Origin of the sequence: Haloarcula litorea (genome assembly GCF_029338195.1) — an archaeon.
GTDB lineage: Archaea > Halobacteriota > Halobacteria > Halobacteriales > Haloarculaceae > Haloarcula > Haloarcula litorea.
This window is the reverse complement of record NZ_CP119780.1, coordinates 19795-44912: the sequence shown is the minus strand read 5'-3', so window position 1 is coordinate 44912 and position 25118 is coordinate 19795. Positions and strand designations below refer to the sequence as shown.

Below are 25118 nucleotides of genomic sequence, written 5' to 3'. Positions count from 1 at the left end.
GCGCTCAGCCGTCGGCTCGGACCTGCTCCCGCAGCCCGCGCATATAGCCGATGGCGAACAGCCGCCCCTTCGTGTGGTAGCCGGGGTTGGAGTTGTCCTCGCCGGCCATCGTCGGCACGTGGTCGGGTCGCATCGGCACGTCGTCGTCGACGTGGCGCTCGTAGGCCCGCATCGCCGCCAGCATATCCGTCGGCCCGTCGTCGTGCCAGGTCTCGACGAACCGGTCGGTGTCGCCCTCGACGTCCCGGAAGTGGACGAAGTTGATGCGATCGCCGAAGTGCTCGATCGCCTCGGGGACGTCAGCCCCCATCGCGGCGAAGTTGCCCTGACAGAACGTGACGCCGTTGTACTCGCTGTCGTAGGCGTCGAGCACGCGGTCGTAGTTCTCGACGCTGGTCGCGATGCGGGGGATGTCTCGCAGCGACTCCCGGGGCGGGTCGTCTGGGTGCAGTCCCAGTTTCACGCCGGCCTCCTCCGCGACGGGGGTGACCTCCCGCAGGAAGTACTCGATGCCGTCCCAGAGGTCCTCGTGGGTCGCGTCTGGCAGCGTCTCCGGCCCGCCGCGGGTCTTCTCGACGTCGAACTCGGTGACGTAGGAGCCACCGCGGGCCTCGACGTGGGCCGCCGTCCGTGCCCAGCGGACGCCCGCCATCCAGTCGTAACACACCACCGGGATCCCGACCTCGCCGCAGTTCCGGAGGAACTGCTTGAACACCTCGATGTCCTCGTCGCGGCCCTCGCGGCCGAGGCGGATGCGATCCGAGATGGGGACCGACCCCTCCAGGACGGCGAAGTTCAGGCCGACCTCGGCGAGCCAGTTCGACAGTCCCTGCAGGTCGTCGTAGGTCCACTGCGTGCGACCGTCGCCGATCTCCAGCGGGTGGATAACGGCGTCCTCGACGCCCATCTGTCGCGCGAGGTGCCAGCGGTCGTCCGGTTCGTGTGGCAATACGAGTGCGGGCGAAACCATACCCGCTATGCCGGGGCCGGGACACTAATACCCACCGCCCGCACGACGACCCCGACCGGAACCGCCCCCAAACGCTGATTTACCCGCCGGGAGACCGTACTGTATGGCAGACACCGAGCGTGCCGTCTACGTCCAGCGACTCGACCCCGACCAGCGCGAGGCGTACGTCGAGGCCCACGACGACGTGCCCGAGGGCGTGACAGACGCGATGGAACGTGGCGGCGTCGAGGAGTTCGAACTGTACGTCCGCGACGACGTCGCGGTCTGTATCCTCGAGTGCGAGGACCTGGACGCCTACCTCGACGCCGTCGACGGCGACGAGACCGTCGCCGAGTGGGAGCGTTACACCGGCCAGTTCAAGCAGTCCGGCGTCGACGCCGACGCAGATCCGGCGGACGGCATCCCGTTTATGGAACGGGTCTGGCGGTTCGACCCGGACGGCGAGTGAGACGCCGGCGGCGGTCGCGACGCCGTTGTCAGTGGCCCCAGAGGTTCCCGTCGGGGTCGTACCGGGCGTCCATGATCCGGTCCCACTGGTCGTCGGAGAGGTCGACCTCCGTGGCGGCGACGTTCTCGTCGAGCTGGTCGACCGTGCGAGCGCCGACGATGGGGACGCAGGTGAACTCGTCCCAGTCCATCAGCCAGCGCAGGGCCACCTGCGCGGGCGTGGCGTCGACCTCGTCGGCGACGGTCTCGACCTCGTCGAGGACGTGCCAGCCCCGCTCGGAGAGGTAGTAGTCGTCGAAGAAGTCGTCGAAGCTCCCCCGGGAGCCGTCCGGTGCCTCGACGGCCTCGGGGTCCTCCGGGTCGGCGCGTTCGTACTTCCCGGTGAGGAACCCGCCGGCCAGCGGCGAGTACGGACAGACGGCGATGTCCTGGTCGGCGCACACGTCGAGGTAGTCGCGCACGTCCTCGTAGTAGCCGGCGTGGTGGAGCGGCTGCGTGACGTCGAACCGCTCGAGCCCCTCGACGTCGGACGTCCAGAGCGCCTTCGTGAGCTGCCAGGCGGCCATCGTCGACGCGCCGAGGTAGTTGACCTTCCCCTCGCGCACGAGGTCGTTCAGCGTCCGCATCGTCTCCTCGATGTCGCTCTCCTCGTCCCAGCGGTGGATGTAGTAGAGGTCCAGGTAGTCGGTCCCGAGCCGGTCCAGCGTCCCCTCGACCTGCTCCCGGATGTGCTTGCGGCCCAGGCCGGAGTCGTTGGGGCCGGGCTCGCCCCAGCCGTCGAACGGGAAGTACACCTTCGAGGCGATGACGAAGTCCGACCGGTCGTGGTCGTCCAGCCACTCCCCGATGTACTGTTCGCTGGTGCCGTGTGGCGAGCCGTAGACGTTCGCGGTGTCGATGAAGTTGACCCCGCGGTCCCAGGCCGCGTCGAGCAGTTCGTGGGCCTCCTCGCGGCCCGTCTCGACGACGCCGTTGGTCTCCTTGCCGAAGCGCCACGTCCCGAGACAGAGTTCCGAGACGCGTGTTCCCGTGCTGCCGAGCCGTCGGTAGTTCATTCCACCGGCCCTTCGGACGGCGGTGTCAAACTGTTTTCCCTTCCGGCGGCTCGTTCGCCCGGACAGCTACCGGAACTCCGGAGCCACCTCGTCGCCGAACAGCTCCATCCCGCGGTGGTCGGGGAAGTCCAGGAACAGCAGCTGGAGCTTCTCGAACCCGAGGTCCCTGATCCCCTCGATCTGTTCGGCGACCTGTGCGGGCGTCCCGATGAGCATGTCCCCCTTCTCGCGGGCCTCGGCGGCGGTACTGAGCTGGTCGTCCATGTCCGACTCCTCGCCCCACGGGAGCGGGAAGATGTCCTCGACGGCCGACTCGACGGCGGCCTCGTCCTCGCGGACCAGCGCGTGGGCGAGCCACGACCGGTCTACCTCGTCCGGATCTCGCCCCTCGTTCTCCAGGTACTCGTCGAACTTCCGGGCCTTGAACTCGATCGAGCGGCCCCGCGCCCGACCGCTGATCTCGACGTTCCACTCGTCGGCGTGCCGGGCGGCGAGCCGGAGCATCTTCGGGCCCGCGCCGCCCACGACGATGGGCGGGTGGGGCTGACTGACCGGTTTCGGCTCGTTCAGCGCCCCGTCGATGGTGTAGTGGTCGCCCGCGAAGGTCGGATCCTCCTCGGTGAACATCGCCTTCACGACCCGGATCCCCTCCTCCAGCATCTCGATCCGGGTCCCGACGTCGGGGAAGTCGAAGCCGTAGGCCTGGTGTTCCTCCTCGTGCCAGCCGGCTCCGAGGCCGAGTCGGAGTCGCCCCTCGGAGAGGATGTCGACCGTCGTCGCCATCTTCGCCAGCAGCGCGGGGTTACGGTACGTGATCGACCCCACCAGCGGCCCGAGGTCGACGTCGTCGGTCCGCTCGGCGAGCGCGCTCAACAGCGTCCACACCTCGAACTCCTCGGCCTTCGGACCGAGCATGAAGTGATCGGGTGCCCAGAGTCCCTCGAGGCCGGTGTCGACGGCCGCGTCGACTCCCCGGAGGACCGTCTCCCTGTCGAGGCTCTCGAGCATCGGCGTGTCGCGGTGTACGCCAGCGCCCGCGTAGCACTGGACCATCCAGTCGAACTGCATAGGGCCACTGGCACCGGCACGAGAATAACTGTTTGGGACGCTCTCACAGCCCGCTGTGTGCGAGCCACCCGCCGTCGACCGCGAGGTTCGCGCCGGTGATGAACGAGGCCTCGTCGCTGGCGAGGAACACCGCGGCGTCGCCGATGTCCTCGGGAGTCCCGAACCGCGGCAGGAGCGTGTGCTCCTCGGCCTTGGCCACGTCCTCGTCGGTGTTGATGTCCTGTAACGGCGTCTCGATGTAGCCGGGGTTGACGCAGTTGACCCGGACGCCGTCCTCGCCCAGCTCCATCGCGAGGTCCCGCGTCATGTTGACCACGCCGCCCTTCGCCGCGGCGTACGGCGGCCCGCCGCCGCCCTCGAACCCGCGGACGGAGCCGATGTTGACGATCTGTCCCCCGCTGTCGACGAGGTGTGGCACCGCGAACTTCGTGCAGTAGAACGCGCCGCTCAGGTCGACGTCGATGGACCGCTGCCACTCCTCGACCGTCGTCGACTGGGAGTCGCCGACGATCTGGATGCCGGCGTTGTTGACGAGGACGTCGACGCCGCCGTAGGTCTCGACCGCCGTCTCGACCATCGCCTCGACGCTGTCGGGATCGCCGACGTCCGTCTCGACGAACGTCGCGTCCCCCGCCGTCTCCTCGGTGACGACGACGTCGGTCGGGGTCGTCACGTCGCTGTCGTACCGCGCCCCCTGTTTCGGCTCGCGCTGGAGGTCCGCGACGACGACGTTCGCGCCCTCCGCGCCGAAGCGCCGTGCGATACCGCGTCCGATGCCGCTCGCTGCGCCGGTGACGACGACCGTCCGGTCCGCGTGTCGCTCTCCAGACATAGGTAGTGATTCACAGCCAGTGACTTAACGCTATCCGAGACCGGCGTCCGAGGCAGACGCCGCGCGTATCTCCGTCGTCAGCCAACACCCGTCGTCGCCGGCCGTCGACCGGCGCTCGGCGCGCCACCGGTACGTCACCGTGGACCCGTCGGTCCGGACCCGAAGCGGCTGGGTCGCGACGCTTCCGTTGCGCTGTAGCGGTCTGAGTGTCACCGACTCGGCCGCCAGCAGCGGCCGGTACCGGCGTTCGAACGTGTCGACGTACGTCGAGACGGTCCCGAAACCCTGGCGGGCGGAGGGCGCGAGGAACTCCCACGTCGTCTCGATCCCCTCTCCCGTCCCGTCGTCCGTCAGTATCGCACCGATCTGCAACCGCACGGCCAGCGCCGGCGGCCGGTCACAGGTCGGTCGGAGGTCCCGGTACGCGGCCGCCGGCAGCGGGGGATCGAACTCGTGCCACTGGCCCGGCCACGCCCCGCCGAGCGCGCGGCCGTTCGGTTCCGGCGTCGGCGTCTCCGTCGCGGGTACGGGGGCCGGGGTCACGGTTCGTGTCCGTGTCGGCTCTCCCGGGCCGAACACGCCCTGACAGCCGCCGAGAACCAGACAGAGTCCGACGACCGCGAGCGTCGGCCACGCACGGTCCCGGCACATACGTGTGCGACGGTTCCACACGGTCTTGGTTCTTCCCATCGGCACCCCGGCCGGCGTGTCGACGACCGAGCTCGATGCTCCCGATCAGAACTATCAAACGAGTAGCTTATCACGAATTAGGATATAACTCGGACACGAGATCGCTACCGCGTCGACCACCGACTGACGGGACGATTCCTGTACCGACCGCCGAAATCGACGGTAACACGCCCGAGAAACCCCATCTGAACCACGCTGCCGACCCCGGTGGGATCGGGGCCGACCCGACCGTCGGAGCGAACGCCGACGAGAGACGAGGCTGCGAGTGTCACGGGGACGCCGTGTGGTGATCGAAGCGACGAGACAGCGACGGCGATCGGGACTCGGCCACCGATCGATACCGCCACCTCTCGTTCCCCGACGACGTAACAAAAATTTGGTACGATATACAAAATATAAGATATAGTGTACTTTCGTGTCGGGCCTCGCCGGACGACCCTCGCTACCGTCCGACGAGTACCGACTCGACCGTCGCGTCGCTCACCGGCCCGTCCGTCTGGTCGGCGGGGTTCGGGTCCGACCATACACGAGGTCCCGTCGTCGGTTCGCCCGACGGCAGTTCGAGCCGGCTACTCCGACGCTCCCGTCACCGGGTTGGTGAGCGTCCCGATCCCCTCGATCTCGACGTCGACCGTGTCGCCAGGTTCGAGCAGTTCCGGCGGGTCGCGGAAGATGCCGACGCCGCCGGGGGTCCCCGTGGAGATGACGTCCCCTGGCCGCAGCGTCGTGATCCCGCTGATGTACTCGATCAGCTCGTCGACGCCGAAGATGAACTCCGCCGTGTTCGACGACTGTTTCGTCTCGCCGTTGACGCGACAGGCGACGTCGAGACTCGCCGGGTCGAGCCGGTCGTCGGGGACCAGGGTCGGCCCCATCGGCGCGAACGTGTCGTAGCTCTTGCCGCGGAAGAACTGCTCGTCCGCGAACTGGGCGTCGCGGGCGCTCACGTCGTTGATCGCGGTGTAACCCGCGACGTAGTCCCGGGCGTTCGCCCGGCTCACGTCCTTCGCGGTCCGGCCGATCACGACGCCGAGTTCGACCTCGTAGTCGACCTCCTCGATCTCGGCGGGATGGACGATGGGGTCGCCGGGGTTCGTGACGGCGGTTCCGGCCTTGCCGAACAGCAGCGGTCGTTCGGGGATCTCCTCGTCCTGTTCCTCGGCGTGGTCGTGGTAGTTCAGGCCGACACAGATCACCTTCCCGGGACGCGGGACCGGTGCGAGGAGCTTCACCGCGGACTCCTGGACCGCTCGGTCGCTGGCGGCGTCGACGGCGTCCTCGACTGTGCGGAGGAAACCGGGAGAGGTGAACTGCTCGTACGCGACCTCCTCGCGGAGGCCGTCCAGGGGTACGATTCCGTCGTCGCGGCGGACGCCCCACTGGGGAGATCCGCCGGCGGTGTATCTGACGAACTGCATCGTGTGTCCCTGTCCACCGGGAGAACCTAACTGTTGTGTTCGCGGCTACGAGTACGTCAGGTTCACCTCGATGACGTTCGCGCTCCGCAGGATCCGCTCCGGGACGTCGTCGGTGAAGCGGTCGTCTCGCATCCGACTCTTCGGCCCCGAGACGCTGACCGCGGCGATGGCGTGGTCGTCCCGGTCGGTGATGGGTGCCGCGACGCACCGCATCCCCGGACGCGCTCCTCGTCGTCGTACGAGTAGCCGCGCTCCCGTATCGCTTCGAGTTGCTCGAACAGGGTGTCGCGGTCGGTGACGGTGTTCTCGGTCACCTCCGGGAGCCCGTGTCGGTCGAGGATCGCCTCGACCTCCTCGCGCGGACGGTGGGCCATGATCGCCTTCCCCAGCGCGGTCGTCTGGAGGGGTACGCGCATCCCGGCGTGGGTGTCCAGTTGGACCGCGTCGGACCCTCGGGCGCGGTACAGGAACACCCCGAGGCCGTGCTCCTCGATCATGAGGTTCGCGTGCTCGCCGGTCTTCTCCGCCAACTCGTTGATCTCCGGGCGCGCGATCTCGAACACTTTCCGGCGGGAGCGCGCCTGGTCCCCCAGCTGGAGGAACCGCGTGCTGACGTGGTACTTCTCCCCCTGCTTGACGAGGTACTGCTCCTGTTCGAGCGTCCGGAGGTGGTCGTGGACCGTGCTCGTCGGCCTGTCCAGCTCGTTCGCGACCTCGGAGACGCCCGCACCGTCGAGGTCCCGAACGGTCTCGACGATGTCCATAGAGATCTTCGCCGCCTTGATCGGAACGTCGTCGCCCATACCGGGCGAACGATTGACGCGGACAAAAGCGTTCCGCCATCGCCGGAAGCAACACCTCGACCACGAACCGATCGACCACCTCCCTGTCGTGAGACGAAGTTTTAATATCTACGACCGGAAATTCCCCTCGCAGGAACCCGTTCCGCTCGCGCCCAGCGCGAGGGCCGTCGGGACAGCCACCGAGTCATGACAGATACGACAGGACAGCGGCGGACCGATCCGCGGATCACAGTCTTGCACCACTTCGTCGGCGAGGACAGGAGCGCGATGGAGGCGCTGTTGGACGTCGTCCGACCCGCTGTCCCCGGCGCGCGGATCGCCGAACGGTCCGACGCCCAGGTGCGTCTTCGAGCGAAAGTCGACATCCTCAGCGGCGACCCGCCGAACGTGTTCGAGACCTGGCCCGGACAGAACCTCCGGCCGTACCTCGACGCCGACATCGTGAGCGACATCACCGATCTCTGGGAGCGCGCCGGGTACACCGACGTCTACTTCGACCACGCGAAGGAGACGGTCCGGTACGACGGCCGGTATCGCGCGATCCCGACGAACGTTCAGCGACAGAACAACCTCTTCTACGACGTCGAGTTACTGGAGCGGGCCGGCGTTGATCCGGCCCGACTCGACACCCCGGAGTCGCTGCGCGACGCACTCGAAGCGGTCGAGGAGGCGACCGACGCGGCGGGACTGCTGCTCCCGCAGAAACGGCCGTGGCCGGCGCTGGATCTGTGGGATATGCTCGTTTTGAGCCACGGCGACGCCGCCACGTACGAGGCGATCTTCCGCGGGTCCGAGCCGGCGCGACACCGCGACATCGTCGACGCCGCACTCGATTCCCTCGCGGCGCTCCGGGCTCACTCTCCCGACGACGCGCTGTACGACGGCTGGCAGGCCGGACTCGGGCGGTTCGCGGAGGGGGACGCTGCCTTCTTCGCGATGGGCGACTGGGCCGGGGGCGTCCTCAAGAACAGGGACGGATACGAGTACGGCTCCGACTGGGGATGCGTTCCGTTCCCGGGGACGGCAGACACGTATCAGGTCGTGATGGACGCGTTTCTGATGCCGTCGACGGCCAGCGAGACGGACGTGACGGAGCGCGTGTTACGCGAGATCGGCTCGGCCGAGGCGATCGCCCAGTTCACCGGAGCGCGCGGCGCAGTCCCCCCTCGGTCCGACGTCCCGACCGATCGGTACTCGCCGTTCTTTCGGGATCAACTGCGCGCGTATCAGACCGCGACGACACGGGTCAACGCGACCCGCGGGCTCGGCGTCCCGCCGGCCCAGCGCGTCGAGATACTGACTGCCATCGCGGGGTTTCTCGACGCCGGCGACACCGACCGTGCCACCGACCCGATCGTCGAGACGCTCGCCGGCGGGAACTGAGAGAACTGGGACTGTTCGACCCGACGCCCGCCCGTCGGCGGTCAGCGGAACTCCGGCATCACCTCGTCGGCGAACAGCTCCATCCCGCCGGTGTCCGGGAAGTCCACGAACCAGCACTGGAACTTCGTGACGCCGGCGTCGATCCGGTCCTCGATGGCCGCGGCACACTCCTCGGGCGTCCCCATCACGAAGTACTCGCGGGCGTCCTCCTCGGTCCGGATGGGGGCCTGGTCCTGGTACTCCGCCTCGAACTGGATCGGCGTCATCAGGTCCACGAGGCGGTCGAACTTCTCCTCGTCGCGGGTGCAGATGACGTGGCCGTCCCACGAGTACTCGATGTCGTCGGGGTCGCGGCCGACCGTCTCGCAGTGGTCCTCGATGACGCCGATCTTGTGTTCCAGCGTCTCGACGTCGCCGTTGAACACGTCGGTGTTCCAGACGTCGGCCAGCTTCGCGACGAGCTTGAGCGTCACCTCCTCGCCTTGCCCGCCGACGAGAATCTCGGGGTGTGGGTCCTGCACTGGCGTCGGGGCACAGGCCGCGTCGTCGATCCGGTAGTGGTCGCCGTCGAAACTCGCCCCCTCGCCGCCGGCGTCCCACATCCGCTTCATCAGCCGGATCGACTCGTCGAGCCGCATCAGCCGCTCGAAGCCGTCGCGGTACTCCCAGCCGTAGGCGTCGTACTCCGGTTCGTGCCAGCCCGCGCCCAGCCCGAGTTCGAGCCGCCCCTCGGAGATCACGTCGAGCGTCGCCGCCATCTTCGCGACCAGCGCCGGGTTCCGGTAGTCGTTACAGAGCACCAGCGAGCCGATGTTCATCTCCTCGGTGAATCCGGCCATCGCGGACAGCAGCGTCCAGCACTCGTACTCGGCGCGGTCCCGGCCGAGCATCAGGTGGTCGGGAGCCCACGCGGCGTCGAATCCGAGTTCCTCGGCCAGTTCGATCCCCCGGCGGGTCGTCGCCCAGTCCAACGCCTCGTACTCGGGTGTGTCCCGGTGGACCGGTTCGTCGCTGCCGGCGTCGGGCGCGCCGGCGAACACCGGGACGTTGTACTCGAATTTGATCTCGGACATCGTCACTCCACGGCGAAGTGTTCGACCGCCTCGCGGTTCAACGCCGTGCTGACGCCGGGGTCGTCGGGCAGCGGGATCGACCCGTTCTCGGGCGAGGGCGGGTTCTGGAAGACGGCGTCGGCGTAGGTCGACTCCCGTTCTTCCCGTCGCTCCTGGAACCACTCGGGCGTCGGGAAGTACTCCGCCATCGGCATGTTCGTGTGGCCCGCGATGGCGTGCAACGTCGGGTTCGTCCCGGCGTGGGGGATCACGGGCACGTCGTGGACCTCGGCCATGTCGGCGACCTTCTTCATCTCCGTGATGCCGCCGACGCGGCCGACGTCCGGCTGGAGGATGTCGACGGCCTCCTCCTCGAGGAGGCGCTCGTGGCCCCAGCGGGTGAACTCGTGTTCGCCCCCGGAGATGGGCATCGGCGCGGCCTCGCGCACCTCCGCGTAGCCCTGCACGTCGTCGGCGATGACCGGCTCCTCGACCCAGGCTATGTCGTACTTCGCGAGCCGCTGGGTCATCTTCTTCGCGTACTTCACCGACCAGCCCATGTAGGCGTCGCCCGCGATCTCGATCTCGTGGCCGACGGCGTCTCGCACCGTCTCGACGATCTCCTCGTTTTTCTCCATCCCCTGCCGCCCGGCCTCGGGGCCGTGGAGGAAGCGGAGTTTCATCGCGTCGAAGCCCGCCTCGGCGTACTGGACGGCCTCGCGTTCGAGCTTCTCTAAGTCGACGGGGTGGAGGTTCGACGCGTACGCGGGGATCTCCTCGGTGGTGGGGCCGCCCAGCAGCTCGTACACCGGCTTGTCGGCGTCCTTGCCGGCGATGTCCCACAGCGCCTGATCGACGGCGCTGATCGCCATGACGGCGACGCCTTTCCGTCCGAACGGGAGCGTCGCGCGGTACATCTGCTCCCAGAGGTGCTCGCGTCGCATCGGGTCCTCGCCGACGACGATCTTCGAGAGGGTCTCCTCGACGACGGTGGCGATGGCCCCGGTGCCCCAGTTACCGACGCCGACGCCGGTGATGCCGGCGTCGGTCTCGACTTCGACGACGACGTCGCCGACCGGCCCCATCCACTTCCGGCGGGCCTGCGGGTTCTCGCCGTCGACGTTGCGGTACTCGTCGTACTTCGACATAATCGTGACGAGGGGGAACTCGATGAACTCGCCCCACGAGTCGTTGCTGATCTTGGTCGCTGAGATGTCTGTGATCTCCATCGGTCGCCACGGTAACAGTCCGCTCGGTGTGGTTAAAATCTTTCCGTCAGCCCGTCACACTCTCACCGATCACCCGGAGAACTCGAACACCGGCTTGCAGGTCTCCGAGTCGAGGAAGGCGTCGAACGCCTCGGCGGGGTCGTCGGTGCTGAAGGAGGTGTCCAGGATCTCGTCGACCGCGATCTCGCCGCGCTCCATCAGTCGCAGCGCCTGCTCGAAGTTCGTCCACGTCGAGCCGTACGACGTGTTGATGTCGACCTCGCCCCGGACCGCCGACGTGAGCGTCACCTCGCTGGCCTCGTTCGGGATCCCGACGACCACGACCTGCCCGCCCTTCCGGACGTGTTCGACGGCCGTGCCGACGCCGGTGTGGTGGCCGGTCGAGTCGAACACCACGTCGAACCCGATGCCGTCGGTGAGCTCCTCCGTTCGGGCCGTCAGGTCGTCCGTCTGGACGTTCAGCGTCTCGATGCCGAGGTCGTCCAGCAGCGGGAGCCGGTACCGGGCGTCCTGTTCGAGGCCCGATACCACGACGTTGGCCCCCAGCGAGTCGGCGACCGCGGCGACCAGTACGCCGATCGGTCCCGGTCCCTCGACGAGGACGTTGTCGCCGGGCGTCGTGGTCGACTGCTCCAGCACCGCCCGCGTGGCGATGCTGGTCGGCTCGGTGATCGCCGCGTGCCGGAGCGGGACGTCCGAGGGGACGGTGTGGAGGTGTTCGGGGTTGACCGTCACGTACTCCGCGTAGGCACCGTCCCGGTGCATCCCGGTGATGGAGAAGTTCTGACAGACGTTCGGCTGGCCGTTCTTGCACTGGAAGCAGTGGCCGCAGTCGTGGATCGGCTCCTCGATGACCTTGTCGCCCTCGGTGAACCCGTCGACGGCGGAGCCGGCCGTGACCACTTCCCCGGAGTACTCGTGGCCCATGATCCGGGGAATCGGGATCCACTCGTATCCACCGTCGTACTTGTAGGCGTGCGCGTCGCTGCCACACAGGCCAGCCGTGTGGACCCGCACGAGCACTTCGTCGGTCGCGACTGCGGGCCGGTCACGCTCCTGTGTCTCCACGGAGCGGGGGCCCGTCTGGACTATTGCTTTCATGATTGCTGGTGGAGCGAGGTCTGCTCGACTCGTCTGTGCTATTGTCCGACGAGGTTTAATAATTTTGGGTCGAAGACCCGCTCAGTCGCCCGAAATCGACGTTTTAGCGGAAGAGAGTGACGACTAACGGGGTGGGCCGTCGTCGCTCACCGATCCCGGGACCGCGTCAGGCTTCGACGCCGTCGGTCGACACCGCGCCCTCCTCGCGCTCGGTGACGAGCCGCCCCTTCAGGAGCTCCTCCGTCGTCGCGTCGAAGAGGTACACGTGTTCGGGGGCGATCGAGACCGTCAGCTGGTCGCCGGAGCCGATGCCGTGGAAGTCGCCGACCTTCGCCGTCACGTCGCCGAGGAACGACGACCCGTGGACGATGGCCTCGGTCCCGACCGGCTCGACGACGCGGACGTCCGCCTCGATGTCGGGGCCGTCGCGCGGGCGATTCGCCCCCTGGTAGAGGTCCTGTGGCCGGAAGCCCACCAGCACGTCGTCGGTCTCGATCTCGGCGTCGACGAGCCGCTTGGGGATCTCGAAGTCGACGGCGTCCATCTCGATCCGGTACGCGTCGTCGCGTTCGCTCACCGTCCCGTCGAAGAGGTTCATGTCGGGGCTGCCGACGAACTGCGCGACGAAGAGGTTCGCGGGCTCGTTGAACACCTCGTCCGGCGTGCCGAGCTGCTGGAGCTGGCCCTCGTCCAGGATCGCGATCCGGTCGGCGATGGTCAGGGCCTCCTCCTGATTGTGGGTGACGTACGCCGAGGTGATGCCGACCTCGGACTGGAGCTCGTCGATCTCCGTCCGCATCGTCTTCCGCAGCGACGCGTCCAGGTTCGCCAGCGGCTCGTCGAACAGGAACAGCCGCGGTTCGCGGATGATGGCCCGCCCCAGCGCCACCCGCTGTTTCTGCCCGCCCGAGAGCTGGGCGGGCTTGTTGTTCACCAGCTCCTCGATCTCGAGCATCTCCGCGACCTCGGTGACCCGCGTCTCGATCTGCTCGTCGCTCATATCGTTGTCCTCGCGCCGGAGCCCGAAGCCGAGGTTCTCGCCGACGGTCATGTGCGGGTACAGCGCGAAGTCCTGGAACACCATCGCCACGTCGCGGTTGCGGGCCTTGATGTCGTTGACGACGGTCCCGTCGAACTTGACCTCGCCGTCGGTGGGGTTCTCCAGCCCGCCGATCATCCGGAGGGTGGTCGTCTTCCCGCACCCCGACGGACCGAGCAACACGAGGAAGTCCCCGTCCGGGACGTCGATGCTCAGGTCGTCGACCGCGACGACGCCGTCCTGGTCGGGGTCGCCGAAGACTTTCGTGACACTGTCTAGTTCGAGGCGTGTCATTGGAACGTGCTACCACCCACCGCGTATTAAAACTACTGCGTCGCCCCGCCGAGAGCCGACCGGAGTCAGCCCTTGATCGCGCCGCCGGTCAGTCCCTGGACGAAGTACCGCTGGATGTACGCCAGTCCCAGCAGCACCGGGATCGAGGCGATGATCGAGGCCGCCGCCACGACGTTCCACTGGGTGTTGAACCCCTGGACGAAGGTCAACAGCCCCGGGGGGACGGTGTACTTCGTGTTCGAGAGCAGCGTCAGCGCGAACACGAGTTCGTTCCACGCCAGCAGGAACGCGAAGATGAACGACGCGATGATCGAGTTGACCGACATCGGCACCAGGACGTACCGGAACATCTCGAAGGGGCTGCACTGGTCCATCCGTGCCGCGTCGAGGATCGACCCCGGGAAGTCGTCGAAGTGACCCTTCATCAGCCAGACGACGAACGGCGAGGTCATCGCGCCGTAGACCAGTATCAGTCCCAGGTGGGTGTCGAACAGCCCGAGCGTGTTGATGAGTTCCCACTCCGGGACCATGATCGCCGTCCCGGGGAACATCAGCGACGCCAGCAGGAGGCTCATCAGCACGCTCTTCCCACGGAAGTCGTGCCGCGAGAGCACGTACGCCGCCATCGTCCCGAACAACACCGCCAGCAGCGCCGCGCCGACCGACACCTTCAGGCTGCTGACGATGAGCCCGAACACGTCGATGTCGATGGCCGAGGAGACGGACACCCCGAACGTCCGCTCGACGAAGCCGTCGTAGCCGCCGGCCTGGAGCGACGACTCGATGACGGCGACGAACGCCTGTATCGACCAGTCCTGCGGGACGATGGTCGGCGGGATCCGTTGGATCTCCGCCTTCGTCTTGAACGCGGTGACGACCATCCAGTACAGCGGTCCGAGCACGAAGACCGCCACGAGTGCCGTCGACGCGGCTGTGAAGGCGTGGCGCACGTACGCGCCCGGCGTCGTGTCGTACAGCCACGACGTGTTCGTGCGGAACTCCTCGAGTTCGTCCGTCGATTCAGTTGCCATTCGTCTCACCCTGAACCTGATCGTAGACCTTGATGTAGTAGTACGAGAACACCAGCAGGACGAGGAACAGGAGCACTGAGAGGGCCGACGCCATCCCGATGTTGAAGTCGACGAACGCCTGCCGGTAGATCATCACCGGCAGCGTGGTGCTCGAGACCCCCGGTCCGCCCTTCGTCATCACCCAGATCATCGAGAAGTTCCTGATGTTGTAGATGAGCATCAGCAGGAACCCGATCGCGAGGTTGTACCGCATCAGCGGCAGCGTGATGTAGCGGAACTGCTCCCACGGCGTCGCGCCGTCCATCCGGGCGGCCTCGTACAGGCGGTCGTTGATGCCCTGGAACGACGTCAGCGTGAGCAGCGCGAACAGCGGGGCCAACCGCCAGATCATCCCGACGATCGGCGGCCACAGCGAGACGTCGGTGGAGCCGAGCATCACGATGTACTCCTGGGTGAGCCCCAGCGTGACGAGCAGTTCGTTGATGATCCCCTGCGAGCCGCTGAACATGAACGCCCAGATCGACGCGCCGACGACCCGGGGCAACACCCACGGGATGAGGATGATCGCGCTGGCGACGCTCGCGTACGGCAGTTTCTCGTACATCAGCCAGCCCATCATAAAGCCGGCGACGATGGCGACCCCGCTCCCGACGGTGACCCAGACGAACGTGTTCCAGAGCACCTGGTGGATGGTCGGGCTCCCCCAGATCTCCGCGTAGTTCGCGAGCCCGGCGAACTGCGCCTCTTCGGGTCTGAGCAGGCTCTTCTGGAAGAAGCTGGAGTAGATCGCCCGCGCGATGGGGTAGAGGATGAAGGTCCCTACCAGTGCGATCACCGGGAGGACCGGAAGCTGTACCAGAACCCGGTCGGGAATCCGCCCGGTTATCCGTTCGACCGACGACCGCGTTTGTTCGGTATATGACATTCTATCTCACGTCGTGTGGTACGTTAGCTGTTCAGGCCACGAACAAAAGCGTTTCGCGGCCCCGTCAGCCGAGGTTCTCGTCGATGATCGACTGGACCCGAGAGTTGGCCTCCGAACAGGCCTCCTCGGCGGTCTTGTTGCCCAACATCACGGGCTGGAGGATCGTCGTGTTGATCTCGCTCTGGACCGCCGAGAGCCCGGAGAACGACGGGAAGCGGGACGTGCGCGTGAACAGGTTATCGTTCTCGTACAGCTCCAGCAGGTCGCCGAACTGGCTCTGCATGAGGTCCGCTGGCTCGTCGAACGCGCTCTGGAGGGTCGGCACCCGACCGCGGATGCCGACGTCGGTCTTGTACGTCCACGGCTCCAGTTGCGCGGGCTGGTTCCACCAGCCGATGTAGTCGAACGCGGCCTCCTTCTCGGCCTGGCTCGCCGTTCCGGTCCCGAGCGTGTGGCCCTGCGCGTTCTGCAGCAGGAGGTCGTTGGGCTGGAAGTTCCCGGACGGCTGGTCCGGCAGCGGGGCGCGCGTGACGGTGTGGCCCTCGCCGTCGAGCCAGGGCTGGGGCGCACCGGTCGTCTGGTACACCGCGTTCGCGTGCGAGTACGTGATGAAGATGCCCGACTCGCCCTCACGCAGCAGTCGGCCGGCCTCGATGTGGTTGAGTTCGGCGACCGAGTCCGGGAACAGGCCCGCCTCGGCGATCTGTTGGTACAGTCTCACCGCGTCGACGAAGCCCGGTTGGTCGATCGTCGCCTCCAGGGACTCTGGGTCGAAGTACCGGCCGCCGTTCGCGTAGACGAACCCGATGAAGTAGCCCGCCGTGAGTCCGAAGTCGAGACCGGGAGCCGTGATGGCGGCCGAGACGCCGTCGATCTCCTGCATCTCCTCGCCCATCTGGATGAGCTCCGGCCAGCTGCGGGGCGGCCGGTCGAAACTCGTCTGTTCGAGGTAGTCCGAGCGGATGTCGATGAACGGGCCGAGGTCCGCGTAGCCCCCCGGCATCCCCCACTGCCGAGCCTCGTCGTAGTCGCCCAGTCCCTCGTACATCTGGGCCTGGATGTTGGCGTCGACGAACGGCTCGTTCAGCGTCTCCAGCCGGTCCTGGAACCCCTCTTGGTCGAGCGGTTCGATCGCGCCGGCGGAGACGAAGTCCGGGATCAGCAGGTTCTGCCCCGCCATCACGTCGGGCAGGCTGTCGTTGGCCGCGGCGGAGGCGACGATCTGGTACTTCTGTCCCCACGCCTTGTGCTGGTAGCTGACGTTGTTGGCACCGTAGTTCGTGTAGTGGTTGCTGACGTACTCCCGCTCGGCCGGGATGCCGCCGAACAACCAGAAGTCGAGGTCCTGGGGGCCGGACCCGCCGCCGCCGCCACCGTCACCGCCGCCGCCGTCACCGCCGTCGCCGCCGCCACCGTCACCGCCGTCACCGCCGTTGCCACCGCAGCCGGCGAAGCCGGCCGCGAGTGCGGTTCCCAGGCCAGTCAGGTACCGACGCCTATCCAGTCCGCTCGCTGAACTATCGCTTGTCATGGGACGCTGTTACAAACAACTCAGCCCGTCTTTCATAAATGTATCGGTACATTAAACAGGCGGCTCACGTACCGTCCCCGACAGCCCCTCTGTCCGGAGTCTTCCCCGGCGGTCGACCCCGGATCCGCCGCCGGTCCCAACCAAAGCTAAATGTCGGTGTGGGCCGTCGTGACACGTATCGATGACAAACGCAGAATCGTCGTTCGCGGCGTCGCTCGCGGACCTCGGGGTCACCGTCACGCGGACCGACACCGCGGACGTCCGGAACCGTATCGCTGACATCGTCACCGAACCGGCCGTCGGCGTCGCCCTTGACGAGACGTTCGACGACCCGGCGTACTCGCTGGCCGACACGCCCGTCACCGTCGATCCGACCCCGGCGGCCCTCCGGGCGGCGACCACGGGCGTGACGGGGGCACAGTTGGGCGTCGGGGACTACGGCTCGCTGTCGCTGTCGATGACCGACCGGGCCAGCGAACTGGTCAGCCTGTTCGTCGAGGAGCACGTCGCGGTCCTCCGTGCCGCGGACGTCGTCGGCGATATGGAGACGGCCATCGAGTCCCTCGCGGAGGACATCGAGCGCACGCGGGGGAGCACGATCGTCGCGACCGGGCCGAGCGCCACCGCCGATATGGGCGCGCTGGTCAAGGGTGCACACGGCCCCGAGGACGTCCACGTCGTCCTCGTCGAGGAGGGGGCCTGAGGATGTCCAAGGCCGACGAGCTCCGCGAGATAATGCGGACCGAGGGGGCGGCGATCGCGCAGAACACCCAGGCGTTCAACGAGGGCCGGTACGACTCCGTGGCCGACCTCGAGGACTATGAGGAGCTGAAAGACCGGGCCCGCGCGATCAAGGCGGACGCCATCGAACGGCTGCCCGACCTGCTCGACGAGCTGACCGCGGCCGTCGAGGATAACGGCGGGACCGTCTACGTCGCCGACGACGCGGCGGACGCCAACGACTACATCCGGGCGGTCGCCGCCGACCGGGACGCCGACCGCGTCGTCAAGAGCAAGTCGATGACCAGCGAGGAGATCGAGGTCAACGAGGCGCTCGAAGCGGACGGTGTCGACGTCGTCGAGACGGACCTCGGCGAGTGGGTCCTGCAACTGGCCGACGAAGCGCCCTCCCACATCGTCGCGCCGGCGATCCACAAGTCCCGCGAGGGGATCGCGGAACTGTTCAACGACCGGTTCGACCCCGACGAACCGCCGGAGACCGCCGAGGAGCTGACCCGCTTCGCTCGCGAGAAGCTCGGCGAGCAGATCGTCGACGCCGAGGTGGGGATCACCGGCGCGAACTTCCTGGCGGCCGAGACCGGGACGATGGCGCTGGTCACGAGCGAGGGCAACGCCCGCAAGACGGTCGCGGCGACGGACACCCACGTCGCCGTCGCCGGCGTCGAGAAGATCGTCCCCAGCGTCGCGGACTTCGCACCCTTCGTGGAACTGATCGGCCGGTCGGGCACGGGCCAGGACATCACCTCCTACGTCTCGCTGCTGACCCCGCCGGTCGACACCCCGGTCGTGGACTTCCAGGACGACGAGACGCCCCTCTCGGAGTTCGACAGCGACCGCGACTTCCACCTCGTGCTCATCGACAACGGCCGGCTGGCGATGCGCGAGGACGACCAGCTCCGGGAGACGCTGTACTGCATCCGCTGCTCGGCCTGCTCGAACTCCTGTGCGAACTTCCAGAGCGTCGGCGGCCACGCCTTCGGCGGGGAGACCTACTCCGGCGGCATCGCGACCGGCTGGGAGGCCGGCATCGAGGGGCTGGAGACGGCCGCGGAGTTCAACGACCTCTGTACGGGCTGTTCGCGGTGTGTCAACGCCTGTCCGGTCGGGATCGACATCCCGTGGATCAACACGGTCGTCCGGGACCGCATCAACCGCGAGGGGACCACCGAACTCGACTGGCTCGTCGAGGGCCTGACCCCCGACGAGGAGGACGGGGGCGCGCCGCTCCAGAAGCGCTTCTTCGGCAACTTCGCGACCGTCGCGAAGCTCGGCAGCGCGACGGCACCGCTGTCGAACTGGCTGGCCGACACGGGGGTCGCCCGGCAGGCGATGGCACGAGTCCTGGGGGTCGACCCGCGACGGGACCTCCCGACATTCGAGCGCGAGACGTTCGTCGCGTGGGCCGACGGTCGCGAGTCGCCGGTCGACGACCCCGAGCGCGAGGCCGTCCTCTACCCGGACCTCTACACCAACCACGTCCAGGTCGAGCGCGGGAAGGCGGCCGTGCGCGTCCTCGAAGCGCTCGGGGTCGACGTGGTCGTCCCCGACGCCCTCCAGCGGGCGCGCGCCGCTGTCACAGGGGATGGTCGCGACGGCGACCGACCACGCCGAGCGCGTGACCGAGGCGCTCCGACCCCACGTCGAGGATGGCCGCGACGTGGTGGTCGTCGAGCCCAGCGACCACGCGATGTTCCAGCGCGAGTACGAGAAGCTCGTCGACGGCGAGGCGTTCGCCGCGCTCGCCGAGAACAGCTACGAGGTCCTTGAGTACGTCTACGGGCTCCTTGACAACGGTGCCGAGGCGGAGGCGCTGGCGACCGCCGACGGCGACGGACTCGCTTACCACAGCCACTGCCAGCAGCGGACGCTCGGGCTGGAGGCCCACACCGTCGCCGTCCTGGAGGACTGCGGCTACGACGTCGTCACCTCCGAGACCGAGTGCTGCGGGATGGCCGGCAGCTTCGGGTACAAGTCCGACTACTACGAGGTCAGTATGGACGTGGGGAGCCGCCTCCGCGACCAGTTCCGGGCCGACGGCGTCGCCGACCGCGAGGTGGTCGCCAGCGGCACCTCCTGTCTGGAACAGATCGACGCCCTGCTGGAGCGCCGGCCGCGTCACCCGGTCGAACTGCTGGCCCCGTAGTCAGTTCAGCCCGACGTGCTCCCGGAACGCCCTCCCGGTGAGCCACTCCCGATCCCTCTGCGAGAGGCCCTCGACCTGTCTGAGCCAGTTGCACGCCTCGGCATAGGTGGCCTCGTCGCTGACGTTCGGGTAGTCCGAGCCCCAGATCACGCGCTCGCGGCCGAACGTCTCGACGTACCAGCGGACGTGGTCGTGCACGCCGGCGTACGGGAACGCCGCGTCCGACATGTGGACGACCTCAGAGACCTTGACGGCGACCGTCTCGTACTCCGCCAGGTCCGCGAACTGCGCGAAGGTCCCCTCGTCGGTCGGCGTCTCCGGCCCGGCGTGGGCGAAGTGGTCGAACAGGTACGACAGGTCCGGGTAGGTCTCGACCAGTTCGAGCGCCTGGTCGAGCTGGCCGTGGTCACAGAGGATCTGGACGGCGGCGTCGGTCTCGACGGCGGCCGCCCAGAACTCGGTCTCCTCGACGGCGTCGCGGAGCCACGTCACGCTCGGGTCGAACGTCTCCCACATCCGGTCGTACGGACAGGCGGCACCGAGACGGAAGCCGACGACGCCGTCGGTTTCCATACAGCGGCGGAGCCGTTCGGCCGCGTCGTCGGCGAACGGATCGAGCATCACGACCCCGTACAGCCGGTCGTGTTCCTCGACCGCCTCCAGCGTGTACCAGTTGTCCGTCCAGTCACAGATCGGGTAGCCGACGACGACGGCCTCGTCGACGCCGTTGCGGTCCATATCGGCCAGCAGTCGGTCCGCCGTGTAGACGGTGTGGACGTCGAAGGAGTCGACGAGGTCCAGGATCGGGCCGTTCACCCAGGGTGTGTCTCGCTCGCCGGTCCCCACGCGTGGGTGTGCGTGTCGAGCATACCACCAGTGTCGTCGGTGCCGATAGTAAAAGTTACCTGAGGAAGACTGAAGCCGACCGAGCGTGAACGGGTGGCACGTATGCAACGGATAGCGTTCCACCTCCGGATCAAGGAGGGACAGCGCGAGGCGTACCGCGAGGAACACGAAGACGTCCCGACGGCGCTGGAGGAGGCCTACCTCGACTCCGACGCCGGCATCGAGACCTACAGCGTCTTCGAGAAGGACGGCCACGTCTTCGGCTATCTGGCGGTCGAGGATCCCGCGGCGATCAAGGACGTGATGGCCGAGAGCGACGCGCAGGCGGACTGGGACGAGGTGATGGACCCCATCCTCGTCGACGAGGACGACCCGTGGATGGACGAAGTGTACCGGATGGTCTGAGTCAGGCCTTCAGGTAGCCGCCGTCGACCGCGATCGACTCGCCCGTGATCCACTCGCCCTCGGCCGAGAGCAACAGGACCACCATATGGCCGATCTCGACCGGCTGTGCGGCCCGGTCGAGGATGTGCGTGTCCAGCGAGTCCGACAGCACTTCTTCGGGTGTCGTGTCCTGCTGTTCGGCCCGCTCTTCGAGCCACTCGTCGACCATCGGCGTCCGGACGGTCCCCGGTTTGATGGCGTTTGCCGTGATCCCGTGGTCGCTGAGTTCCTTCGCCAGTACCGTCGTCAGCGCGAGCACCGAGGCCTTGGACGCACCGTACGCGCCCTGGCCGCGGAACGGCCGCTCGGCCCCGACCGACGAGACGTTGACGATGCTCCCCTCGATCCCGTCGTCGATCATCTGGGTCGCGACTCGCTTCGAGACGAGGAACGGCCCCTTCGCGTTGACCGCGAAGTGGCGGTCCCACTCGGCCTCGGTGGTCTCCAACAGCGGGACCGAACGCTGGACGCCGGCGTTGTTGACGACGCCGTGGACGGGGCCGAGTTCGTCGACCGCGGTCTCGACCCCGTCGTCGACGGAGTCGCCGTCGGCCACGTCGACCTCGACGACGATCGCCTCGCTCCCGGTCTCGCGCACCAGCGACGCCGTCTCGGCGGCGGTCTCGGTGTCGACGTCGAAGACGGAGACGTCGGCTCCCGCCCGCGCACAGCGGACGGCGATCCCCCGGCCGATCCCCTGGGCGGCACCGGTGACGACGACGTGTCGGTCGGTCAGGCGCGAGTCGGACTGTACATCCCGGTCGGGGCTCTCCCGAGTGGACATATCACTGCCTGGGTGGGGAACTCACGTAAACGTGTGTGTTCGCCGTGGTGTCACACGATCACGCCGAGGGGCGGAAACTCGTCCGACGATATCGGAAGACGTACTCCCGGAATCCCGAACCGGAACGGGACCGGCGACGGAGTCCAGCGGCCGCGCCGGTCACGGAGCAGCCGTCGTTCGGACGGTCGCCGGCGAGTGCTGCGGTTCGCCGCGTGACTCACGGCTCGTTCGGTCCACTTCGCGAGACGGTTCCCGGGATGTGCGTTCCGACCACCCCCACTCCACAGGCGGTCGACCAATCGCCACTGCGACAGCCGCGAGTGAGCCACCGGGAGAATCTATCCGGTATGATCGGACGAGGGCCTCTCCCCCGCGACACGGTACGGGTATCGTGGGTCCGGCGACCCCGAACTGCGGGTCGCGTCTCTGAGGTACCCCGGACTGCCGAACAAATAACAGGCGTACTCGTGTTAGTAGACGACGATCCGTTCGGCACGGTGTCGACCGTCGGCGGGCCGGCGGCCGAGAGACGACGCGCTCGGCCCACAGTGTGTCCGACGATGGCGGAGACTCGCGAGCCGCGGTCTCGCTCGTTCTGTGACGCCGCTCTCGTCGTGCCGACTCCCCGTCGGTGGTCACGCGCGAGGCGACACGCGGTGGGGCCTCCGGGTCAGGACTGCTGGCACTCGCACCCGCCCTGCTCCAGCAGGTCGGTGATGGAGTGTTGGGTCCCGCAGGCCTGACAGAGGACCTGTGCGTCCACGAACACCTCGAAGTCGTCGAGCGCGAGCCGGTCCGTGTCCCGGAGCGCCTCGACCCGCTGGTCGATGACGGTGTGTGTCCGCGTCAGCAACCGCTGGATGCTCTGCTGGTCGGTCTCGACCTTCTCCGCGTCGGACGGCCCCTCGTAGGAGGCCCCCCGAACGTTCTGGAGGTACGACCGGATCGCCTGGTAGGTGACGAAGTTCGATTCGAGCGCGTCGACGTCGATCCCGTTCTGCTCGAGGCGCGACCGCGTCTCGGTGCGGACGCCCGTGCTGACGTCGTCGTCGGTCAGTTGCCGGTACGTGGTGTCGACCTCGCTGTCGAGCGCACTCATCCCGGCCTCGATGAGCTCCGTCTCCAGGAGCCGCTTGTTGAAGTACTCCGCGAGGTCGCGGAGGCTCATCCGGTCCTCGCCGTCGTCGGTCCAGCGCGCCTCCAGTTCCGTCCCGAGCCCCTCCAGTTCGTACTCGTCGATGAGCCTCGCCACCTTGTTCGACCGGCGGTCGGATTCTCCCTGTGACATTGTTGTGATCTCTCGTTGTGGGGGTCTCAGATATCGGTGACGTAGTTGTACTCCCCGGGCAGGGCCGCGGCGTCCTCCTCGAGGAGCGCGACGACGAGGTAGTCGACGTGATCGGCGAAGTACCCTACGAGGGTGGCGATCCGGTCGGAGTCGATCGCCTCCAGCGAGTCCAACAGCATGAAGGGGACCTCCTCGTGCAGGTCGTGGACCAGATACCCGGCCAGCGCGAACACGAGTCCCGTCACCTCCCGTTCGCTCTCGCTGAGGTGGTCGATGGTGTCCTCGTAGGCCGCCCCGTTCTCCGTCGTCCGGACCACGTGGATCTCGAAGGCGGTCTGTTGGACCTTCTGTCGCCCCTCTCGAACCGTCTTCTCCAGCCGCTCGATCCAGATGCGATCGAGGTTCTCGTAGTCGAGCATCTCCAGGATCGTGTCCACGTGATCGTTGAACCGCTCGACGGCGTCGGCCTCGATCTGGTCGATCTTGGTCCGCTTCTCGGTCAGTTCGTCGGCCAGCCGGTCGCGTTCCGCTCGGAGGTCGTCCGCCTCGTCGAGCATCTCCTCGATCGTCTCGATCTCGTCGGTGACCTCGTCGAGGTCGGACTCCAGCTGGTCGATCTCGAACTCGAGCTGGTTGGCCTCCTTGTGCAGGTCGAGGATGTCCCCGAAGTCCTCGGACTCGAGCGCGTCCACCTCCGCTTCGAGTTCCTCGACGTCGTCGGTCAGCTCGTCGCGGCGGTCCTTGAGCGAGTCGATCTGTTTCCCCCGGCGGTCGAGCTCGTCCTCGACCTGGGCCAGCGAGCTCTGGAGCTCCGACCGCCGGTCCCGCTGCCGCTCGATGTCGCGCTTGTCCGCCTTCAGGTCTTCGAGCTGATCCTTGATGTCGTTGAGTTCCGTGACCTTCTCGCTCCGGAGGTCCTGGAGCCGATCGATCGTCTCCTCGATCTGCTGGCGGTCGACCGTCGATCCACACGTCCAGCACACGATCTCGTCGGTGTCCGAGAGCAGGTCGTCCGTCACCGAGCCGTTGGCGTCGTCCGTCTCGAACTCCTCGAGCATCTGGTAGTCCTCCTCATCGAGGCGCTCCTCGTTGTACTGGATGAGGCTCTGGAGGTCCGAGATCTCCCCGTTGAGGCGCTGTCGGTCGTCGCGGAGCTGCTGGATCTCGGCGTCGAGGTCGGACTGCTCGGCCGTCGGCGTCTCCGGGAGGTCGTCGAGTTCCGCCTCGATCTCGCTGCGCTCCTGCTTGAGCGAGGTGATCGACTGCTGCTGGTTCTCGATCTTCCGGCGGACGGACTCGATCTCCGAACGGGTCGACCGCAGCTCCTGGAGCTTGCTCTCCAGCTCCTCCTGCTCCTGGCGGGTCTCCTCGACGCCACGGCTGTGGTCGTCGATCTCCGACTCCAGTTCGGCCAGCTCCTCGCGTTTCTCCGCGATCTCCGACTGGTACTCGTTGCGCTGTTGTTCGAGGTCCGGGAGGTCGGTCTTCCGCGACTCGATGGTCGCGAGTCGGTCGTTGATCTCGCCTTTCTCGGCCTCGAGCCGTTCGATATCGGACTTGAGGGACTCGGTGTCGATGGGTCGCATGATGAGGTCCCGGAGGTCCCCGTCCCGGGCCACGGCCTGCCGGGCCTCGTTGGTCTCGAGGAGGAACGCGAAGAGGTCGGCCACGGTCGGATCGTCGAGGTAGCCGCCGTCGTCCAGGACGACCGTGCCGTTCTGCCGTTCGAGGGTCCGCTCGTACTCGCTCTCGCCGAGCCGTAGGGACGCCCGCCCGGTCTCGGCGTCGCCCTTGAGCGTGGCCTGGTCGCTCCCCATCGCCGCCATGATCGCCTGCAGGAACGACGTCCGGTTCGTCGCGTTCTCGCCCGAGAGGACGGTCACGCCGGGTGGGATATCGAGTGCGGTCTCCGCGATCCCGCCGATGTTCTCCACGTCGATGTGTGCGACAGCAGACTTTTGCGTTGGAGTCGACATCAGTATACCCAAAGAGTCAGACTGGGCG

The 25118-nt window shown here is 67.4% G+C and carries 20 protein-coding genes and 3 pseudogenes; 5 read left to right on the top strand and 18 right to left on the bottom strand.

What is annotated here, in order from left to right; genetic code table 11:
- Nucleotides 1–4: 4 nt before the first annotated feature.
- Entirely contained in the window at nucleotides 5–970 is a 966-nt protein-coding gene (locus P0592_RS17940) for a mannonate dehydratase (protein ID WP_276274083.1), read from the bottom strand.
- Between the two features lie 103 nt (nucleotides 971–1073).
- Here P0592_RS17940 and P0592_RS17935 point away from each other — a divergent pair, with 103 nt between their 5' ends.
- Nucleotides 1074–1418, top strand: coding sequence for an L-rhamnose mutarotase (locus tag P0592_RS17935; protein WP_276274082.1), 345 nt, complete (start codon nucleotides 1074–1076; stop codon nucleotides 1416–1418).
- Nucleotides 1419–1446: 28 nt separating this feature from the next.
- Here P0592_RS17935 and P0592_RS17930 read toward each other — a convergent pair whose 3' ends face one another.
- The 6 genes and pseudogenes from P0592_RS17930 to P0592_RS17905 all read right to left on the bottom strand — a co-directional run bounded on the left by P0592_RS17930 (nucleotide 1447) and on the right by P0592_RS17905 (nucleotide 7283).
- Entirely contained in the window at nucleotides 1447–2472 is a 1026-nt protein-coding gene (locus tag P0592_RS17930) for an aldo/keto reductase (RefSeq protein WP_276274081.1), read from the bottom strand.
- A 66-nt stretch (nucleotides 2473–2538) separates the two neighbouring features.
- Nucleotides 2539–3540: an LLM class flavin-dependent oxidoreductase gene (locus P0592_RS17925; RefSeq protein ID WP_276274080.1), complete on the bottom strand. Its 1002-nt coding sequence runs from the start codon at nucleotides 3538–3540 to the stop codon at nucleotides 2539–2541.
- Between the two features lie 43 nt (nucleotides 3541–3583).
- On the bottom strand, nucleotides 3584–4372 hold the full coding sequence (locus tag P0592_RS17920; RefSeq protein ID WP_276274068.1) for an SDR family NAD(P)-dependent oxidoreductase: 789 nt from the start codon (nucleotides 4370–4372) through the stop codon (nucleotides 3584–3586).
- A 30-nt stretch (nucleotides 4373–4402) separates the two neighbouring features.
- Nucleotides 4403–5023: a DUF4864 domain-containing protein gene (locus P0592_RS17915; RefSeq protein WP_276274067.1), complete on the bottom strand. Its 621-nt coding sequence runs from the start codon at nucleotides 5021–5023 to the stop codon at nucleotides 4403–4405.
- 608 nt (nucleotides 5024–5631) lie between these two features.
- Nucleotides 5632–6480, bottom strand: a complete 849-nt coding sequence (gene rhcF / locus P0592_RS17910; RefSeq protein ID WP_276274066.1) for a 2,4-diketo-3-deoxy-L-rhamnonate hydrolase — start codon at nucleotides 6478–6480, stop codon at nucleotides 5632–5634.
- Between the two features lie 45 nt (nucleotides 6481–6525).
- Nucleotides 6526–7283: pseudogene (locus P0592_RS17905) on the bottom strand (IclR family transcriptional regulator).
- Nucleotides 7284–7469: 186 nt separating this feature from the next.
- Here P0592_RS17905 and P0592_RS17900 point away from each other — a divergent pair.
- Nucleotides 7470–8666: an ABC transporter substrate-binding protein gene (locus tag P0592_RS17900; protein WP_276274065.1), complete on the top strand. Its 1197-nt coding sequence runs from the start codon at nucleotides 7470–7472 to the stop codon at nucleotides 8664–8666.
- 41 nt (nucleotides 8667–8707) lie between these two features.
- Here the strand turns inward: P0592_RS17900 and P0592_RS17895 are convergent, their stop codons facing one another.
- The 7 genes from P0592_RS17895 to P0592_RS17865 form a co-directional block, all read right to left on the bottom strand.
- Complete coding sequence (locus tag P0592_RS17895) at nucleotides 8708–9739, bottom strand: LLM class flavin-dependent oxidoreductase (protein ID WP_276274079.1); 1032 nt, start codon at nucleotides 9737–9739, stop codon at nucleotides 8708–8710.
- 2 nt (nucleotides 9740–9741) lie between these two features.
- On the bottom strand, nucleotides 9742–10947 hold the full coding sequence (rhcD, locus tag P0592_RS17890; protein ID WP_276274064.1) for an L-rhamnonate dehydratase: 1206 nt from the start codon (nucleotides 10945–10947) through the stop codon (nucleotides 9742–9744).
- A gap of 69 nt (nucleotides 10948–11016) precedes the next feature.
- Nucleotides 11017–12048, bottom strand: coding sequence for a zinc-dependent alcohol dehydrogenase (locus tag P0592_RS17885; RefSeq protein ID WP_276274063.1), 1032 nt, complete (start codon nucleotides 12046–12048; stop codon nucleotides 11017–11019).
- Nucleotides 12049–12214: 166 nt separating this feature from the next.
- Nucleotides 12215–13381 carry an ABC transporter ATP-binding protein gene (locus tag P0592_RS17880; protein ID WP_276274062.1) on the bottom strand — a complete coding sequence of 389 codons (1167 nt, stop codon included), beginning with the start codon at nucleotides 13379–13381 and terminating at the stop codon, nucleotides 12215–12217.
- A gap of 65 nt (nucleotides 13382–13446) precedes the next feature.
- Nucleotides 13447–14412: a carbohydrate ABC transporter permease gene (locus tag P0592_RS17875; RefSeq protein ID WP_276274061.1), complete on the bottom strand. Its 966-nt coding sequence runs from the start codon at nucleotides 14410–14412 to the stop codon at nucleotides 13447–13449.
- Nucleotides 14402–15247 carry a carbohydrate ABC transporter permease gene (locus P0592_RS17870; protein WP_276274060.1) on the bottom strand — a complete coding sequence of 282 codons (846 nt, stop codon included), beginning with the start codon at nucleotides 15245–15247 and terminating at the stop codon, nucleotides 14402–14404. The genes P0592_RS17875 and P0592_RS17870 overlap by 11 nt, the downstream gene beginning before the upstream one ends.
- A 154-nt stretch (nucleotides 15248–15401) precedes the next feature.
- The gene (locus tag P0592_RS17865) at nucleotides 15402–16868 is read right to left on the bottom strand and encodes an ABC transporter substrate-binding protein (protein ID WP_276274078.1); all 1467 of its coding nucleotides are present in this window, start codon (nucleotides 16866–16868) and stop codon (nucleotides 15402–15404) included.
- A gap of 181 nt (nucleotides 16869–17049) precedes the next feature.
- On the opposite strand from P0592_RS17865, the gene P0592_RS17860 reads away from it, so the two are divergent.
- Nucleotides 17050–17571: an LUD domain-containing protein gene (locus P0592_RS17860; RefSeq protein ID WP_276274059.1), complete on the top strand. Its 522-nt coding sequence runs from the start codon at nucleotides 17050–17052 to the stop codon at nucleotides 17569–17571.
- Between the two features lie 2 nt (nucleotides 17572–17573).
- A pseudogene (locus tag P0592_RS17855) lies at nucleotides 17574–19752 on the top strand (LUD domain-containing protein).
- On the opposite strand, the pseudogene rhcC reads toward P0592_RS17855, so the two are convergent.
- Nucleotides 19753–20621 (bottom strand): annotated as a pseudogene (gene rhcC / locus P0592_RS17850) (L-rhamnono-1,4-lactonase). It lies immediately after the preceding pseudogene.
- Between the two features lie 79 nt (nucleotides 20622–20700).
- Here rhcC and P0592_RS17845 point away from each other — a divergent pair.
- Nucleotides 20701–21003, top strand: a complete 303-nt coding sequence (locus tag P0592_RS17845; RefSeq protein ID WP_276274057.1) for an L-rhamnose mutarotase — start codon at nucleotides 20701–20703, stop codon at nucleotides 21001–21003.
- A gap of 1 nt (nucleotide 21004) precedes the next feature.
- Here P0592_RS17845 and P0592_RS17840 read toward each other — a convergent pair whose 3' ends face one another.
- The 3 genes from P0592_RS17840 to P0592_RS17830 all read right to left on the bottom strand — a co-directional run bounded on the left by P0592_RS17840 (nucleotide 21005) and on the right by P0592_RS17830 (nucleotide 25090).
- Entirely contained in the window at nucleotides 21005–21826 is an 822-nt protein-coding gene (locus P0592_RS17840; RefSeq protein WP_276274056.1) for an SDR family NAD(P)-dependent oxidoreductase, read from the bottom strand.
- Between the two features lie 670 nt (nucleotides 21827–22496).
- The gene (rdfA, locus tag P0592_RS17835) at nucleotides 22497–23114 is read right to left on the bottom strand and encodes a rod-determining factor RdfA (RefSeq protein ID WP_276274055.1); all 618 of its coding nucleotides are present in this window, start codon (nucleotides 23112–23114) and stop codon (nucleotides 22497–22499) included.
- 26 nt (nucleotides 23115–23140) lie between these two features.
- Nucleotides 23141–25090 (bottom strand): archaea-specific SMC-related protein, encoded by a 1950-nt coding sequence (locus tag P0592_RS17830; RefSeq protein WP_276274077.1) that lies wholly within the window; start codon nucleotides 25088–25090, stop codon nucleotides 23141–23143.
- Between the last annotated feature and the right edge of the window lie 28 nt (nucleotides 25091–25118).

What these genes read in the sequence shown, in the direction of transcription:
- P0592_RS17915 (WP_276274067.1), bottom strand. Translation starts at nt 5,023, where the DNA reads ATGTGCCGGGACCGTGCGTGGCCGACGCTCGCGGTCGTCGGACTCTGT.
- P0592_RS17880 (WP_276274062.1), bottom strand. Translation starts at nt 13,381, where the DNA reads ATGACACGCCTCGAACTAGACAGTGTCACGAAAGTCTTCGGCGACCCC.
- P0592_RS17885 (WP_276274063.1), bottom strand. Translation starts at nt 12,048, where the DNA reads ATGAAAGCAATAGTCCAGACGGGCCCCCGCTCCGTGGAGACACAGGAG.
- rhcF (WP_276274066.1), bottom strand. Translation starts at nt 6,480, where the DNA reads ATGCAGTTCGTCAGATACACCGCCGGCGGATCTCCCCAGTGGGGCGTC.
- P0592_RS17865 (WP_276274078.1), bottom strand. Translation starts at nt 16,868, where the DNA reads ATGACAAGCGATAGTTCAGCGAGCGGACTGGATAGGCGTCGGTACCTG.
- P0592_RS17935 (WP_276274082.1), top strand. Translation starts at nt 1,074, where the DNA reads ATGGCAGACACCGAGCGTGCCGTCTACGTCCAGCGACTCGACCCCGAC.
- P0592_RS17920 (WP_276274068.1), bottom strand. Translation starts at nt 4,372, where the DNA reads ATGTCTGGAGAGCGACACGCGGACCGGACGGTCGTCGTCACCGGCGCA.
- P0592_RS17940 (WP_276274083.1), bottom strand. Translation starts at nt 970, where the DNA reads ATGGTTTCGCCCGCACTCGTATTGCCACACGAACCGGACGACCGCTGG.
- P0592_RS17845 (WP_276274057.1), top strand. Translation starts at nt 20,701, where the DNA reads ATGCAACGGATAGCGTTCCACCTCCGGATCAAGGAGGGACAGCGCGAG.
- P0592_RS17875 (WP_276274061.1), bottom strand. Translation starts at nt 14,412, where the DNA reads ATGGCAACTGAATCGACGGACGAACTCGAGGAGTTCCGCACGAACACG.
- P0592_RS17860 (WP_276274059.1), top strand. Translation starts at nt 17,050, where the DNA reads ATGACAAACGCAGAATCGTCGTTCGCGGCGTCGCTCGCGGACCTCGGG.
- rhcD (WP_276274064.1), bottom strand. Translation starts at nt 10,947, where the DNA reads ATGGAGATCACAGACATCTCAGCGACCAAGATCAGCAACGACTCGTGG.
- P0592_RS17895 (WP_276274079.1), bottom strand. Translation starts at nt 9,739, where the DNA reads ATGTCCGAGATCAAATTCGAGTACAACGTCCCGGTGTTCGCCGGCGCG.
- P0592_RS17900 (WP_276274065.1), top strand. Translation starts at nt 7,470, where the DNA reads ATGACAGATACGACAGGACAGCGGCGGACCGATCCGCGGATCACAGTC.
- P0592_RS17830 (WP_276274077.1), bottom strand. Translation starts at nt 25,090, where the DNA reads ATGTCGACTCCAACGCAAAAGTCTGCTGTCGCACACATCGACGTGGAG.
- rdfA (WP_276274055.1), bottom strand. Translation starts at nt 23,114, where the DNA reads ATGTCACAGGGAGAATCCGACCGCCGGTCGAACAAGGTGGCGAGGCTC.
- P0592_RS17925 (WP_276274080.1), bottom strand. Translation starts at nt 3,540, where the DNA reads ATGCAGTTCGACTGGATGGTCCAGTGCTACGCGGGCGCTGGCGTACAC.
- P0592_RS17930 (WP_276274081.1), bottom strand. Translation starts at nt 2,472, where the DNA reads ATGAACTACCGACGGCTCGGCAGCACGGGAACACGCGTCTCGGAACTC.
- P0592_RS17840 (WP_276274056.1), bottom strand. Translation starts at nt 21,826, where the DNA reads ATGTCCACTCGGGAGAGCCCCGACCGGGATGTACAGTCCGACTCGCGC.